The 14,670-nt window shown below is 68.6% G+C and carries 12 protein-coding genes; 5 read left to right on the top strand and 7 right to left on the bottom strand.

Translation table 11 applies throughout. The annotated features are described in order from the left end of the window. Positions 1-7: 7 nt before the first annotated feature. Both AC1MED_RS00695 and AC1MED_RS00700 read right to left on the bottom strand, forming a co-directional pair. A complete protein-coding gene (locus AC1MED_RS00695; protein WP_346958766.1) occupies positions 8-664 on the bottom strand; it encodes a response regulator transcription factor in 657 nt (218 codons plus the stop codon). Then, positions 661-1,935 carry a sensor histidine kinase gene (locus AC1MED_RS00700; RefSeq protein WP_479784903.1) on the bottom strand — a complete coding sequence of 425 codons (1,275 nt, stop codon included), beginning with the start codon at positions 1,933-1,935 and terminating at the stop codon, positions 661-663. The genes AC1MED_RS00695 and AC1MED_RS00700 overlap by 4 nt, the downstream gene beginning before the upstream one ends. A gap of 198 nt (positions 1,936-2,133) precedes the next feature. Between AC1MED_RS00700 and AC1MED_RS00705 the strand changes: the two genes are divergently transcribed. Both AC1MED_RS00705 and AC1MED_RS00710 read left to right on the top strand, forming a co-directional pair. Beyond that, positions 2,134-3,231, top strand: coding sequence for an FtsX-like permease family protein (locus AC1MED_RS00705; protein WP_479784905.1), 1,098 nt, complete (start codon positions 2,134-2,136; stop codon positions 3,229-3,231). A 48-nt stretch (positions 3,232-3,279) separates the two neighbouring features. After that, the gene (locus tag AC1MED_RS00710; RefSeq protein ID WP_479784907.1) at positions 3,280-3,978 is read left to right on the top strand and encodes an ABC transporter ATP-binding protein; all 699 of its coding nucleotides are present in this window, start codon (positions 3,280-3,282) and stop codon (positions 3,976-3,978) included. On the opposite strand, the gene AC1MED_RS00715 is transcribed toward AC1MED_RS00710, so the two are convergent. The 5 genes from AC1MED_RS00715 to AC1MED_RS00735 form a co-directional block, all read right to left on the bottom strand. Next, positions 3,975-5,414 (bottom strand): phytoene desaturase family protein, encoded by a 1,440-nt coding sequence (locus tag AC1MED_RS00715; RefSeq protein WP_479784908.1) that lies wholly within the window; start codon positions 5,412-5,414, stop codon positions 3,975-3,977. The genes AC1MED_RS00710 and AC1MED_RS00715 overlap by 4 nt on opposite strands. Beyond that, on the bottom strand, positions 5,407-6,888 hold the full coding sequence (locus tag AC1MED_RS00720; protein WP_346958761.1) for a glycosyltransferase family 87 protein: 1,482 nt from the start codon (positions 6,886-6,888) through the stop codon (positions 5,407-5,409). The genes AC1MED_RS00715 and AC1MED_RS00720 overlap by 8 nt, the downstream gene beginning before the upstream one ends. Before the next feature lie 234 nt (positions 6,889-7,122). Further along, complete coding sequence (locus tag AC1MED_RS00725) at positions 7,123-7,263, bottom strand: hypothetical protein (RefSeq protein ID WP_346958760.1); 141 nt, start codon at positions 7,261-7,263, stop codon at positions 7,123-7,125. A gap of 672 nt (positions 7,264-7,935) precedes the next feature. Further along, positions 7,936-8,520 (bottom strand): histidine phosphatase family protein, encoded by a 585-nt coding sequence (locus tag AC1MED_RS00730; RefSeq protein WP_346958759.1) that lies wholly within the window; start codon positions 8,518-8,520, stop codon positions 7,936-7,938. Next, on the bottom strand, positions 8,521-9,993 hold the full coding sequence (locus AC1MED_RS00735; RefSeq protein WP_479784910.1) for a CCA tRNA nucleotidyltransferase: 1,473 nt from the start codon (positions 9,991-9,993) through the stop codon (positions 8,521-8,523). Positions 9,994-10,163: 170 nt separating this feature from the next. On the opposite strand from AC1MED_RS00735, the gene AC1MED_RS00740 reads away from it, so the two are divergent. The 3 genes from AC1MED_RS00740 (at position 10,164) to AC1MED_RS00750 (ending at position 14,650) form a co-directional block, all read left to right on the top strand. Then, positions 10,164-10,712 (top strand): NUDIX hydrolase, encoded by a 549-nt coding sequence (locus AC1MED_RS00740; RefSeq protein WP_346958757.1) that lies wholly within the window; start codon positions 10,164-10,166, stop codon positions 10,710-10,712. 106 nt (positions 10,713-10,818) lie between these two features. Further along, complete coding sequence (murJ, locus tag AC1MED_RS00745; protein ID WP_479786730.1) at positions 10,819-12,900, top strand: murein biosynthesis integral membrane protein MurJ; 2,082 nt, start codon at positions 10,819-10,821, stop codon at positions 12,898-12,900. A 172-nt stretch (positions 12,901-13,072) separates the two neighbouring features. After that, positions 13,073-14,650, top strand: coding sequence for an ABC transporter substrate-binding protein (locus tag AC1MED_RS00750; RefSeq protein WP_479784912.1), 1,578 nt, complete (start codon positions 13,073-13,075; stop codon positions 14,648-14,650). Positions 14,651-14,670 lie beyond the last annotated feature (20 nt).

Consider the following 14,670-nt stretch of genomic DNA (forward strand, 5'->3'; position numbering starts at 1 on the left):
CCCCTGGCTAGCCGCGGCGGATGATCCGCCGCTGTGCGGCCACGGCGATCGCCGCCGTGCGGTTATCCACGCCCAGCTTCGCGTAAATGTGCACCAGGTGCGTCTTGACCGTCGCCTCGGAAATGAACAGCTGCCTGGCGATGGCCCGGTTTCCCAGGCCGGTGGCCAGCAGTTCGAGCAGCTGGATCTCCCGGGCGGACAGGGCCGGCTCGGGGTTGCGGATCCGGCCCAGCAGCCGCGCGGCGACCTCCGGTGCCAAGGCCGTCTGGCCGGCGGCGGCAGCGATGACCGCCTGGCGGATCTGCTCCGGCGGCGCGTCCTTGAGCATGTAGCCGCTCGCGCCCGCCTCGACCGCGGCGAGGATGTCGGCGTCGGAATCGAACGTGGTGAGCACCAGCACGGGCGGCGCCGGTGTCCCGGCCTCACCGGCTTTGATCCTGCCGGTCGCGGTGACCCCGTCCATGCCGGCGCCCATCTGCAGGTCCATGAGCACGACGTCGACCGGTTCGCCGAGGGTGTGCAGCCGCTTCAGCGCGGCCAGGGCCGCGGCGCCGTCGGCGGCTTCCGCTGCGACGGTGATGCCGTCGAAATCGCCCAGCATGGCCCGCAGGCCGGCCCGGACAACCGGGTGGTCATCGACCAGAAGCACACGGATTCCGTTCACAGTTCTTCCTTCCCAAGCGGCAGCCGGATGGCCACCACCGTCCCGTCACCGGGGGCGGACTCCACTTCGAGCGTCCCGGCCAGCGCGGCGACCCGCTCCCGCAGCGACTTCAACCCGTAGCCGGAGCCGTCGGCCCGGACCCGCACCGCCGCCGGGTCGAACCCGGCGCCGTCGTCGAAAACGTCCATGGCCACCTCTGTGCCCAGGAAGGACAGTGTCACGACGGCGGTGCCGGCGTTCGCATGGGTCCACACGTTGGCGAGGCTGGCCTGCGCCGCCCGGAGCAGGGTGGTCCGGTACGGGGCGGGGAGCTCCGCCGGGGTCCCATCGACTTCAAGGCGGCAGCGCAGGACGGTGCCGCGCGCGGCCGCCTCCCTTTCGGTGGTTTCGCAGAGCCGGCGCAGGCTGTTCACCAGCGGGCTTTGTTCCAGTTCGGGCGGCTGCAGGCCGCGGACAAAGTTTCGGGCTTCGGCCAGGTTGGCCGCCGCCGTGTCCTGGACGGTCCGGAGCCGCGTCCGGGCCAGTTCCGTGTCCCCGGCGTCCAGCGCCCGTTCGGCAGACCGGCCCATCAGCACGATGCTGGAGAATCCCTGTGCCAGGGTGTCGTGGATTTCCCGGGCCAGCCGGGTCCGTTCCGCCACGGTCCCGGCCGCGTGCTGGCTGCGCGCCAGTTCCGCGCGGGTGCGGCGGAGCTCCTCGGCCGCCCGCCGCTGCTTTTCCGCCTCAAGGTACAGCGCACGGTAGGCCAGGCCGGTGACGACGGCGAACGCCGCCCCGAAGGCGGGGCCAAGCACCATCGGCAGCTGCGGCGCGCTCCCGGCCGGGCCACCGTTGTGGAACCACAACGCCGTGATCACCAGCAGCGTGCTGGCCCCGATCGCCGCCAGTGCCGGACCCCGGGGCAGCAGGTGCAACTGCAGGAAAAACAGCGGGAAGGCCAGCCAAACGAAGTCCGCGCTGCCCCAGACCAGCAGCAGCCAGAGCAGACAGACCGCGCCTAGCCACCACACCGAAAAGCGGCGTGGATCGAAGCGTCCGGGCCGGGCGGAGTGACGCTTCTCGAGCACCGTGCCGGCCAGGTAGACGGCGGCGAGGCACAGGGCCAGGACCAGCTGCAGCCAGCCCGCGCCGTGGACCCCGGCGGCCAGCAGCCGCACCAGCGCCACGAGCAGCAGCACGGCGAATCCCACGTGCAGGCTGACCCGCAGGACCCGCAGGACCACGGCGGCGCCGGTGGAGTCCTCCGCCGCCGCGCTGCTTCTGCCGTCCATGGCTTCAGCCTAGCGCCGGCGTGCGCCCAAAAACCGGGAAATACCCCGGCAGCGCGGCCTCGGCGTTGAGGATCAACCGTTTGGTTGACCGGCGGCTCAACCCGACGGGCGCGGCGGACCATCCGAAGCCCCGATGGCACGGCAGGCCCGCGGCGCGAGAGTGGAAGGGAGCCCAACCACCACCGACAAAGGACACCCATGTTTCTCGCCATCCGCGATATCCGCTTCGCCAAGGGCCGGTTCGCCCTGATGGGCGGCGTCGTCGCCCTCATTACCCTGCTGCTGGTGATGCTCTCCGGACTCACCGCTGGCCTCGGCAACCAGTCGACCTCCGCCATCGCGGCGCTGCCCGCGGACCGGCTGGTCTTCGGCGCACCCGCCGGCAGCAGTCCCGAGGCCTCCTTCACCGAATCCGAGGTCACCGGCGCGCAGGTGGCCGCCTGGTCCGCCCGTGAGGGCGTCGGAACAGCGGAGGCACTGGGCGTCAGCCAGGGCCGGCTGCAGGCCCTGGGCGACGGGGGAGTCCCTGCCGGCACCGCCAACGTAGCCGTCTTCGGCGCCGGGTCAGGGAGCCGCCTGGCACCGGCCCCGGTGGCTGAGGGCACCGTGGTGGTCGGGGACGCGACCGCCCAGGACCTCGACCTCGCCGTCGGAAGCCGGGTGGCGGTGGGCGGCACCGAACTGGCCGTCTCCGCCGTGGTTCCGGAGCAGTGGTACTCGCACACCGGCGTCGTGTGGACCACCCTGGGCGACTGGCGGAAGCTGGCCCATCTTGCCGGAAGTGACGCGGTCGCTACGGTGGCCGCGGTGAGTTTCGAGGACGGCGCCGGAGTCGACGTCGCGGGGGCCGACCGGGCGGCCGGTACCGTCAGTGCCAGCCGGGAGGGCTCCTTCCAGGCTCTCGGCTCCTACCGCAGCGAGAACGGTTCGCTCCTACTGATGCAGGCCTTCCTCTACGGCATCTCCGCGCTGGTGATTGTGGCGTTCCTGACCGTCTGGACCGTGCAGCGCACAAGGGACATTGCCGTGCTCAAGGCGATGGGCGGCTCCTCAAGCTACGTACTCAAGGACGCAATGGTGCAGGCTGCGGTCGTCCTCGTCGCCGGGGCGGTCGCCGGAGGCACGGCGGGCGTTCTCGGCGGCCTGCTTGCCGCCCGGGCCGCTCCGTTCCTCACCACCCCGCAGACCACCCTGTTGCCGGTAGCCGGGATTGTTGCCCTGGGCCTGGCCGGGGCTGCCCTGGCCGTGCGGGGGATTACGCGCGTCGACCCGCTGCTGGCGCTCGGCGGCAACTGACCAGCCCGCCCGAACACTGAAACTGAACATTCCCTGAAAGGCATATATATGGAATCCGCCCTGCAACTCAGTAACGTGACGCTCGAATATCCCGACGGCGACGGAACGCTCCGCGCCCTGGACGACGTGAGCCTGGAACTCCGCCGGGGCGAATTCGTCTCCCTGGTGGGCCCGTCCGGGTCCGGAAAATCCTCCCTGCTGGCCGTTGCCGCCGCCCTGGTCCGGCCCACCTCCGGCTCGGTCCTGGTCGCAGGCAAGGCGGCCGGTTCCCTCCCGGAGGCCCGGCGGACGGCGCTGCGCCGGGACAGCATCGGGATCATCTTCCAGCAACCGAACCTGCTGCCGTCCCTGACGGCGGTCGAGCAGCTCGTCATCGCCGCCCATCTGCGGTCCGAGCCGCTTCGCGAGGCGCGATGCAAAGCCGCAGCGCTGCTGGGACGCGTCGGCCTCGGGTCCATGCTGGACAAGCGCCCGCACCAGCTCTCCGGCGGGCAGCGCCAGCGGGTGAACATTGCACGGGCGCTGATGGCCAGCCCCGCGGTCCTCCTGGTCGACGAGCCGACGGCGGCGCTGGACTACACGCGGAGCGAGGAGATCGTCCGGCTGCTCCGCCAGGTGACAGACGAGTTCGGTGTGGCCACCCTGATGGTCACGCACGACACCGGGTTGGTGTCCTTTACCGATGCGGTGGCGAGGATGCGCGACGGCCGTCTTTCGGCGGCGGAAACCCTCGTGCCGGCGACCTAGGGGCCGAGGCTGGGGACCGGGAGCCCGAACATGTCTTTTAAGGCATATCTTGCGGCATGGAAGCCTGGCATTCCGGTAACCCCCGGCCCGGGCGGGGTCGAAGACGAGCACAGGTACACGCCCGAAAGCGGGGTCCGCCACGGCACGGGACTCAGCACCGGCCGCCGGAGCAGGCCGCGCAGGTCCATCACTCCGGCGCTGAAGTCTCCGCCGACGTAGTTCGCGTTGTACTCCCCAAGTTCCGCCGCCGTCGTCACCCGGTAATCGACCACCAGCTCCCGGAACCCCGGTGCGAAGCGTTCCAGCTGGGCCATAACGGCCCCGCCCATGTCCACCGTGGACCCGGCCGGAACGTGGCAGTAGGTCCAGAGGATCTGCCGGCCCGCCGGTGCGCGGGAGGGATCGAACCGGGACGGCTGGGAGACCAGGACGTAGGGCCGCTCCGGGTGCCGGCCGGCGGCGACGAGGCGCTCCGCCTCGGCGGTCTCGGCACGCGTTCCGACCACGTGCACGGTCCCGGCCTCGGCGAGTTCCGGAGCCCTCCACGGCACCGGGCCGGACAGAATGAAATCAACCTTGCAGGCGCCGTTGCCAAAGCGGAACGACTCGAGTGCGCGGGTGTAGCCGGCCGGAAGGCGGCCGCCGGCGATCCGCAGCAGTCCGGGCGGCGCCACGTCCAGCAGGGTGGCCCGGACCGGCGGAAGGTCGGCCAACGAGTCAATCCGCACCCCGGTCTGCACCACGCCGCCGTGGGCTTCGATGTCCGCCATCATCGCCCTGGCGATCGCGGCGGAGCCGCCCACCGGGATGGGCCAGCCGCCGGCGTGCCCGAGGGCCCCCAGCATCAGGCCCGCCCCTGCGGCGGGCAGCGTCGGCAGCGGGGCCACGGCGTGCGCGGCCACCCCGGTCAGCAGGGCCGGGGCCAGTTCCTCCCGGAACCTCGCGTCCCACAACCGGGTGCCCTGCTCCAGGGTCCGCAGCCCGAAGATGGCGGCCGCCAGCGGCCGCCGCGGCACCCGGAGCAGCTGGTTCAAGGTCAGGTCGGCAACGCCCTCCATCCGGTCCACCAGGGGCGACATGAGCCGGCGGTAGGCGTCGCCGTCGCGCCCCAGGGCCGCGGCTGTGCGCTCCAGCGAGCGGTAGCCCAGCGCCGCCCGGCCGCCATCCAGCGGGGCACCGTGGGAGAGTTCGGGGACCTCCAGCCGGATCCGCCGGGACAGCCCGAACTCCCGGAAAAAGGGTGACGCCAGGACCATCGGGTGCACCGCTGAGCACACGTCGTGGAGGTATCCCGGCTCGATCAGCTCGGTGGTCCGCAGGCCCCCGCCCGCGGAGCCGGCCGCCTCGTAAACGTGCACCGCCAGCCCGGCCCTGGCCATGGTCACCGCAGCCGCCAGCCCGTTCGGACCGGACCCGACGACGGCTACATCAGGCACGGGAATCGATCCCCGTGTGGACGCGCCGCCATGGCAGCACAGAAGCTGCCGGCCGCCGCAGGTTCAGCCGCAACCAGTCCGCGGCGCCGTCGAACGGGCCGCCGTGCGGGTCGTCCACACCGCCCCGGCGTACGACGTCGTAGCCCGGGGCGCAGATGTCCCACACAACACGCGCCATCAGATAGCCGGTGGCGAGCATGTGGGCCACGACGGCGAGGACGTAGTAGGGCATGTCGATGTTGTGCTGGGTGGGACCTCCGCTGGTCACCTGGCCGAGGTACATCCAGATGGCCGCCCAGTGCAGGCCCTCAATGGCCTGCCAGAGAAGGAAGTCCCGCCACCTGGGCCGGGCCAGGGCAAGCAGCGGGATCAGCCAGATCACGAACTGCGGCGAATACACCTTGTTGGTGAGGATAAAGGCGGCCACGATCAGGAACGCCAGCTGGGCGAGCCGCGGCCTCCGCGGTGCCGCGAGGGTGAGGGCGGCGATCAGCACGCAGGCCAGCAGGAAAAGGTTCAGGGCCAGGCCGTTGATCACCTCGGCTTCCAGCGGCTTCCAGCCCAGCCGGCCGGCAACGAGGTTGTACGCGAACCAGGGGGAGCTGTAGCCCGCCGGGCGTGACTCGGTGAACTGGTAGAAGTACTTCCAGCCGGCCGGGTCGCCGGTGGCTGCCGGGAGGTTCACGGCCAGCCAGGTCGCGGCGGCGGCGCCGGCGGTGACCAGGAAGGTGCGGATCTTGCCGGTCCGGAGGGCCAGGACCAGGACTGCGCCCAGGATCAGCAGCGGGTAGAGCTTGGTCGCGGTGCCGAGGCCGATGAACAGGCCCGCGAGGAGCAGCTTGTTCCTCGAGAAGAAATACATCCCCAGGGCCAGCAGCGCGACGGCCCACATGTCCCAGTTGATGAAGCCGGCGAGGACGATGCCCGGGGCGAGGGCCACCATGGCGGCGTCCCAGGACCGGCGGCGCGCGGTCCGAGCGGTGGCCAGCACGGTGACGATCCAGACCGCGGCGACCAGGGTGGCGTTGACGTCGAAATAGGCCAGGACGCGGGCGTTGCTCACGCCGTGCCCGGGGACCAGCAGCGCCGTGGCACCGGCGATGAGACCCATCAGGACGGGGTACTCGAAGAAGCTGCCCGCGGTGAGGAACGGGAAGGCGCCGTCGCCCAGGCCGCGGTTCCTGAACAGTTCAGGAAAGTCCGAGTAGCAGGTGGCATAGAACTGACCGGGGGACTCCCAGCCCTTGCTGCGGCAGTAGTTCTTCAGCAGGATCCCCATCAGGGCAGCCAGGACAGTGAGCAGGACCAGTACCCGTTCCACCGTGAAGAATCCGGGGGAGACGATGCCGGGGGCGGTGCGGCGGCCCAGCGGGCCCCCGACGAGTTCGGTGAAATTCCGCAGCAGCAGGTCGCTGCGGCTTGGCACTACCAGTCGGGTCCGCTTGCGGTTCTCCGGCGGCATTGTCTCCTGCATGCCTTGAGCTTACCGGGGCCGCAGCGCTCCGCGGTGGCGGGCCCCAGGGGAAGGTGAGAGGGGACGGGGACAGAGGGCGGGGACCGGCGGAAGGCGCGGTGGTGAGGGGCGGTTAAAACAAGCAGCCCACGCGTTGCCGCGTGGGCTGCTTGGGGATCGGTTCCAATGGTCCTCATCAGTTCCTCCTTCGCTGGGCATGAATTCCGCCGTGGCCTGGACCGAGGCGCCGCGGCGTCAGCGGAGGAGTCCCATCTGGTGCATGGCAAGGAAGATGTCTTCGCGCCGCTGCTCAAGCAGCTGGGCGTTGAAGCGCGTCTTGTCCTTGCGCACGGGCTGTGAGTTGAAGATCAGCACGTCCTGTAGTTTCCGGATCATGGTGGTCACCTCCCCTCGGGGGTGCTGGAAGGAACGGTGGTTTCGGAGGCCCCGCCGGGTGGCGGTGCGGCTAATGGGGCTCGGAGCAAGAGTCACAAGGGACCTTTCGTAGTTGTGGAAATGAAAAGTAATTGGGTACGACAATTAGGGCCCCTGAAAATGAATGAATAAAGCCCTAATTAGGCATGGAAATGCCCGGTGCTAATCGGGTGGTGATGAAAAGGCAAAAAATGGCCCCGGACGCGTCGCGCCGCAACCCCAACAAGAAGCTGGGTTCCGAACTATGGGGGTACTGCGCAACCGCGTGGTTCCGCTGGGTCAGACGTTCCGTGATGGTTGCCCTGCGGGACAACCTGGCAATCTTCCGGTTCCGGCGTCAGGCCGGGAGCGGAGGAGCTATCAGGCGGACAGTCCGACGTTCGGGCGCGCGGCAGCGACGGAGGCCGGGTTTGCGGTGAGGGTGTACATCCATCCGCTAGTCAAAGTAATCATTTTTCCCAACCTCCTTTTCTGTTCTGCCGTGGCTCCGGCTGACTGGCCGGGCGACGCGCGCCGTGACCCCGGCAGGTCGCTCTGGGGTCAGAAATAAAAATACACCATGAATGCGGCGGCAGGCCACCGAATTCATAAACTTTTGCCAAAAAACTTTCCTCAGCGGTATTTAGGCGGTGTTTATAGGCCCCAACGCACGACGGCGGGGGTCTTCTTGTCCCAGCCGAGCGTGCATACTTTCGCGGTGCCGAGCACAAAGTGGCGGCCTTCGTGGGCGTCGAGCCCAAGCCACCGGGCGGTGAGGATGCGGGAGAAATGGCCGTGCGCCACGATCAGGACGTTGTCCAGGCCTGACTCAAGGACCCGGGCCACGATTTTATCGGCGCGGGCGGCAACGTCGTCGAGGGCTTCCCCGTTGGGCACGCCGTGGGTCCAAATCAGGTAGTCGGGGTTGTCCTTGCGGATCAGGTCCGAACTGATGCCCTCGTACTCGCCGTAATCCCATTCCACCGCCAGGGGTTCCTGTTGCGCGTCGGGGAAGCCGGCCAACTCCGCGGTCCGGCGTGCCCGGCGCAGCGGGGAGGTCAGCACGAGGTCGAAGTCGACGGCGTCGAGTACCTTCCGTGCCTCCACGGCCTGCTGCTCGCCTTCCACCGTGAGCGGCAGGTCGGTCAGGCCGGTGTACTGGCCGCTCTTGGACCATTCCGTTTCACCGTGGCGCAGGATCCAGAGCTGGGGACGGGGACCGTTGGAAGGTGCAATCACTTAGGACTCCTCAGTTGGGGAAACGTCGACGGCGGCGGCTTCCGGCTGCGCCGCCCACCATTCGTGCAGCTTGGCCTCGGCCACGGCAGGCTCCAGCGGTCCGTGTTCCATCCGCTCTTCCAGCAGGAACTTGTAGGCCCGCCCCACCTCCGGACCGGGTTTGAGCCCCAGCAACGCCATGATCCGGCCGCCGTCAAGGTCGGGGCGGACGGCGTCGAGCGACTCCTGCTCGCGCAGCGCGGCGATCCGCGCCTCGAGGTCGTCATAGGCAAAGGCGAGGCGCTCAGCCTTGCGCTGGTTGCGGGTGGTCACGTCCGAGCGGGTCAGCCGGTGAAGGCGCTCCAGCAGCGGCCCGGCGTCGGTGACGTAGCGGCGGACCGCCGAGTCGCTCCAGCCCGCGTCGCCGTAGCCGTAAAAGCGCATGTGCAGCTCCACCAGCTTGGCCACGGCCTTGATCGTGTCATTGTCGAAGCGGAGCGCCTTCATCCGCTTCGATGTGAGCTTGGAGCCCACCATGTCGTGGTGGCGGAAGCTCACCGCGCCGCCGGGCTCGAAGCGGCGCGTCGCGGGCTTGCCGACGTCGTGCATCAGGGCAGCGAACCGCAGCACAAAGTCCGGGCCGGGCACCGGGCCGTCCGCGTCGGTTTCCAGCGCGGCGGCCTGTTCCAGGACCTGCAGCGAGTGCTGGTAGACGTCCTTGTGGCGGTGGTGCTCGTCGGACTCAAGGCGCAGGGCGGACACTTCGGGCAGCACGAACTCGGCAAGCCCCGTCTCGACCAGGAGGTCCACACCGGTCCGGGGCCGGGCGGCGCAGATCAGCTTGACCAGTTCGTCGCGCACACGCTCGGCGGAGATGATCTTGATCCGCTCGGCCATTTTCGTCATGGCCTGGCGCACGTCCGGGTGCACCGACACGCCCAGCTGGGAAGCGAAGCGCGCTGCGCGCATCATGCGCAGCGGATCGTCGGAGAAAGAGTCCGCCGGGGAGCCGGGGGTGGCGAGCGTGGACGAGTGCAGGTCCCGGACGCCGCCGAACGGGTCCACCAGTTCCAACGCCGGCAGCCGCAGGGCCATGGCGTTAATCGTGAAGTCCCGGCGTAGCAGGTCATCGGTGAGCGAGGTTCCGAACGCCACGACGGGCTTGCGTGATTCCGGATCGTAGGCCTCGGCCCGGTAAGTGGTGATCTCGATCTGGAACCCGGCCTTGCGCATGCCGATCGTTCCGAAGGCGCGCCCGATCTCCCAGTAGTTGTCGGCCCATTTTTTGATCAGTGCCACCGTCTGGTCCGGCGTCGCGTCGGTGGTGAAGTCCAGGTCCGGCGATACCCGGCCGAGGAAGAGGTCACGCACCGGTCCGCCGACGAGCGAGAGTTCATGACCGGCGTCGACGAAGCGCTGCCCAAGCTCGAGGACCACCGGGTCTACCTGGAAGTCGACGGTGTGGGAGTCAGTCTGGTGATGTGCGTGCGCCATAGTCTCTTAAGCTTGTCAGAAATCCCGGCCAGCACCACACCATGGCGGTGCACGGACCGCCGGTGCCCGCGGCGCGGAGGGGAAGGGCCGCCGATCCAGTTTTCCGCCCGGCCACTTTCCTGTCATGTTTAGGTCATCAAGTCCGGGCAAGAGTCGTTAGAGTGGACTTCATGGCCCATCCCGTACCGAGCGCTCCCGGCAGGAGGACAAACGCACCGTTGCCCTCGGCAATCGGTGCCAACGTCGCGCCCGCGCAGCACCCGGGACAGGCGTCGCTGCCGACCGTCGAGGAAGTCTCCGCCGGCGGCGTGGTGGTGGATACCTCCGACGCCGAACTGCGGGTCGCCATCATTGCCCGCCTCAACCGGGGCGGACGCCTTGAGTGGTGCCTGCCCAAAGGCCACCCGGAAGGCAAGGAAAGCAACGAGGAAGCCGCCGTCCGTGAAATCGCGGAGGAAACCGGGATCGAAGGCAAGATCCTCGCGCCGCTTGGCAGCATCGATTACTGGTTCACCGTCAGCGGACACCGCGTCCATAAGACCGTCCACCACTATCTTCTGCAGTCCACCGGCGGGGAACTGACCATCGAGAATGACCCGGACCAGGAAGCGGTGGACGTCGCCTGGGTGCCCATCCACGAACTCGCCCGCAAGCTCTCCTTCCCGAATGAGCGCCGCATCGCGGACCTTGCCCGGGAAGTCCTGCCCGAACACCGCTGAGGCCGCCGCCGGCGGTGCCCGGCAGGCGGTCCGCGCCGTCGGACTCCGCGCCGTCCCGCTGCCCGGATGGCGCACAAAGTCGCGCCCGGGTGAGACGATGAAGATAATGTCTGCCGCCAAGCCCCGATCAGCAAAGCCCGCCCCCTCCGGGAACGACGACCCCCAGGACGCCCATTCCGGAGAGGCGCGTTCCAGCGCCGTCATGGCCGCCGGAACCCTGGTGTCGCGCTTCCTGGGCTTCGGAAAAACCTGGATGCTGGGAGCCGCCCTGGGCCTCGGCTCCACGGTGACAGACACCTTCATCAACGCCAACAACCTGCCGAACCTGATCTTCCTGCTGGTGGCCGGCGGCGTGTTCAATGCCGTCCTGGTGCCCCAGATCATCAAGGCCAGCAAGGCACCGGACCGGGGCGCGGATTACATCAGCCGGCTGCTGACCCTGGCCGTTGTCGTGCTGCTCTCACTCACCCTGCTGGTGACCCTCCTGGCGCCCTGGGTGATCGAATTGACCACGCAGGGCTATTCGCCGGCGCAGAAATCGCTGGCCGTGGCCTTTGCATTCTGGTGCCTGCCGCAGATCTTCTTCTACGGCCTATACGCCCTGCTCACCCAGGTCCTGAACGCGAACGGCGCCTTCGGGCCGGCCATGTGGGCACCCATCCTGAACAATATTGTCGCGATTGCCGGCCTGGGCATGTTCATCGGAATCCTGGGCGCCAACGCCAGCAACCCGCACACGCTCGACAACTGGGGCTCATTCCAGACCTTCCTGGTGGCGGGGTTCTCTACGATCGGGGTGGTGGCGCAGACGGCCATCCTGCTGGTTCCGGTCTTCCGGCTGCGGCTGGGCCTGCGCCCGCGGTTCGGCTGGCGCGGGGTGGGCCTGGGGCAGGCGGCGAAGCTGAGCGTGTGGACCCTGGCCACCGCTGCCGTGGGGCAGCTGGCATTCCTCTACGTCATGCGCATCGCCACGATCCCTGGGGCCGAGCGCCTCCGGCTCGAACGCGCAGGAGAGCACGCCGCGGCGGCCACCCTGCCCGGCAACGCCGTGCTGGAAGTGGCCAGCCAGCTGTACCTGCTCCCGCACTCCATCATTGCCCTGTCGCTGGCCACCGTGCTGTTTAACCGCATGACCCGTGCCTCCCAGGACGGCAACCGGGCCGAACTGCGCAGGGCGCTGTCGCACGGCCTGCGCACCATGGCCGTCGCCACGGTATTCGGTGCCCTGGCGCTCTTCGCCCTCGCGGGACCGCTGGGCATGTTCTTCTCGGGCGGGCAAAAGCAAGACGGCGTGATGCTCGCCCAGACGCTGACCATCCTGGCGTTGAGCACACCGTTCATGAGCGCGAATTTCATGATGTCCAGGGTTTTCTATGCCAACGAGGATGCCCGGACCCCCTTCTTCATCCAGCTGGTGCTGGCTTTCGTCAACGTGGTGGCGGCCTTCTTCATCCAGTTCCTTCCCTTTGACCAGATCATCTTCGCGATCGCGATTCTTTACACCGGCGGCAACATCCTCTCCGTGATGGTCAGTGCGTTCTTCCTCCGCCGCCTGCTCGGCCACCTGGACGGGCCGCGCGTGGCCAGCTCCTACATCCGGATGGGTTACGCGGCGCTCGGTTCGGCCGTGGCCGGCGCCGGCGCACTATGGCTGATGGGCAGCTACCAGTCCGACGGCTTCGCCTGGAGCAGCCGTCCCGCCGCCCTGGTGACGGTCGTCGTCGTCGGGCCCGTGATGCTCGCCATCTACCTGGTCCTGCTGAAGGTCCTCCGGGTTACCGAACTGCAGGACCTGCTGCAGCCGCTGCTGGGACGCCTGCGCCGCACCCCCGCCGCCCCGGGGCCGGAAGCCGCTCCCGGAGCCGGCGGCGCTGACGCTGCCGCTCCCGACGTTCAGGCAGCGGCCCGCCCGACGCCGGAGCGCGCCACCACGTCGGTGGACACCGGCCTGATTCCCCGCATCTCTGGCGAGTTCGACGCCGCTTCCTTCCGTGCGGGCCCGGACCTGGGCCGGCAGGACGCCCAGGGCTGGGCGGCCGACGGCGGGTACCTCCCCGAAGAGGAGCTGCCCGGCACCGCTCAGGGCAGCCAGGGCCGCGGCGAGATTCCGTTGCCGGGGCGCCGGACGTACCAGGGCCAGGCCGGCCACAATCCTTACTTCCCGTTCGACCGCCGCAGGAAAAAATGACGTGCATCCGGTTCGCGATGCCTTAGGTCACGTGGCGCAGAGACTGCATCAGCTAGGATCGAAGACTAACAAGGGGAGTTGCAGACCAGGGGTCAACCGGCTTTACCGGGGGCCTTGAGTGACTGACGAAGTCATCGAGGCCGGCAGTTCCCGGACAGCCTAGGAGGAGCCCGTGTCCCACCCGATCGATGTCGGATCAGTACTTGGCGGCCGTTACAAGGTCACAGCCACTGTACTGACCTCGCATGACCAGGATCTGGTGCTGGACGGAGTGGACCAGGTTCTGAACCGGCCGGTGAGCATCCTTGTAGCCGGTCCAGGCAACGCCGACCAGGTGGCGCAGAGCGCCCGCGAGGTGGCCACCGGCGAGCGGCCCGGGCATGTCCAGATCCTCGACCTGGGGGTCAGCGACGCCGCCACTTACCTCATCACCAACCACACTTCAGCCGCAGACCTGCTGGACCTTGTGGTGAGTTCCAACCCGCCCTACGTGGAACCGTTCTTCACCGACACACTGGGCAGTGAGATCTTCGGACAACCGCGGTCGAATGAGCCTGAGACCTATGACGGACTCTACGACGACGAGGAAGTCGACGCAGGCTACATCAACTATGGAGAGCACCAGCGTCTGGCCGGGCAGCAGCCCCCGACGCCGTCGGCACCCGCGCAGCGCGCCGCCCCGGCTCCGGCTCCGGCTCCGGCCGCGCCGGCCGCTGGCGCCCGCGGTACCGGCGCAGCAGCAGCCGGGGTAGCAGCGGGAGCGGCAGGGGTCGCCGCGGTGAACGCTGCGAAATCCCCGAAGACCGCGCCGCAGGAAGCTGCGGTGCAGCCAACGGCAGCCCAGCCGGTCCAGCCCGCACAGCCTGTCCCGCCTGCACCGAAGACACCACCGGCGGATACGACACCAAAGGTTTCCCGCTGGGAAGACGACGACTACGACGATGCCGAGCCGGATGAACGGACAACAGCGCTGGAAGCAGCAGCCCTCTCCGGCTCCGGTGCCGACCGGGCTGCGCGCAGCTTCCCGGCTTCCGCCAAGCAGACTCCGTCAGATGACCGCTACAACGACGACGAGGACGACGACGACGAGACACCCCGTCGCGAGCCCCGTTCCATGCGCTGGCTTGTCGGCGCCTTGCTGGCGGCCGTCCTGGTCATCGGCCTCATCTTTGCCGTAACCAACCTTGGCGGGCTTTTCAAGGGCAGTACACCCGAGGCCGGCAAGTCCACGGCTCCCGCAGCGAGCACGCAGGCGCAGTCCGCAACGCCCTCGGCCAGCGAAAGCGCACCGCCGGCCGCCGTGCCGCCGGCTATCGAATCGGTCAGCCGGATCGGTAACTTCGACTTCGCCGCAACCTATGACGGGGACCTGGTCAAGACCTTCGACGGCAACGCCGCCAGCTACTGGTCCGACATGGAATTTGCGAACGACGCCTGGGGCGGTTTCGCCCCTGACGGCGTTCCGCTGGTCGTCAAACTGAAGGCCCCGGCCCAAATCTCCTCGGTGACGCTGAGCCAGCTCGGCGCCTCAGGCGGCAATATCAGCGTCTTCACCAACAACCGGCCCTCGCTTGATGGCGCCAAACAGGTGGGCAGTAACAGCTTCACCTCGCCGGAGCTCACCATGCCGCTGCAGGAACCGGTCACGGCGCAGTACGTGATTGTTTCCATCAAGAGCCTGCCGAAGCTGGCCGCCCCAAAGACCCGGTACGGCTACGGTCTCCGCCTGGCTGAGATCAAGATCCAGTAGGAGCTGCTGCGGCCGCGCAT

Source organism: Arthrobacter sp. BI5 (genome assembly GCF_056680065.1).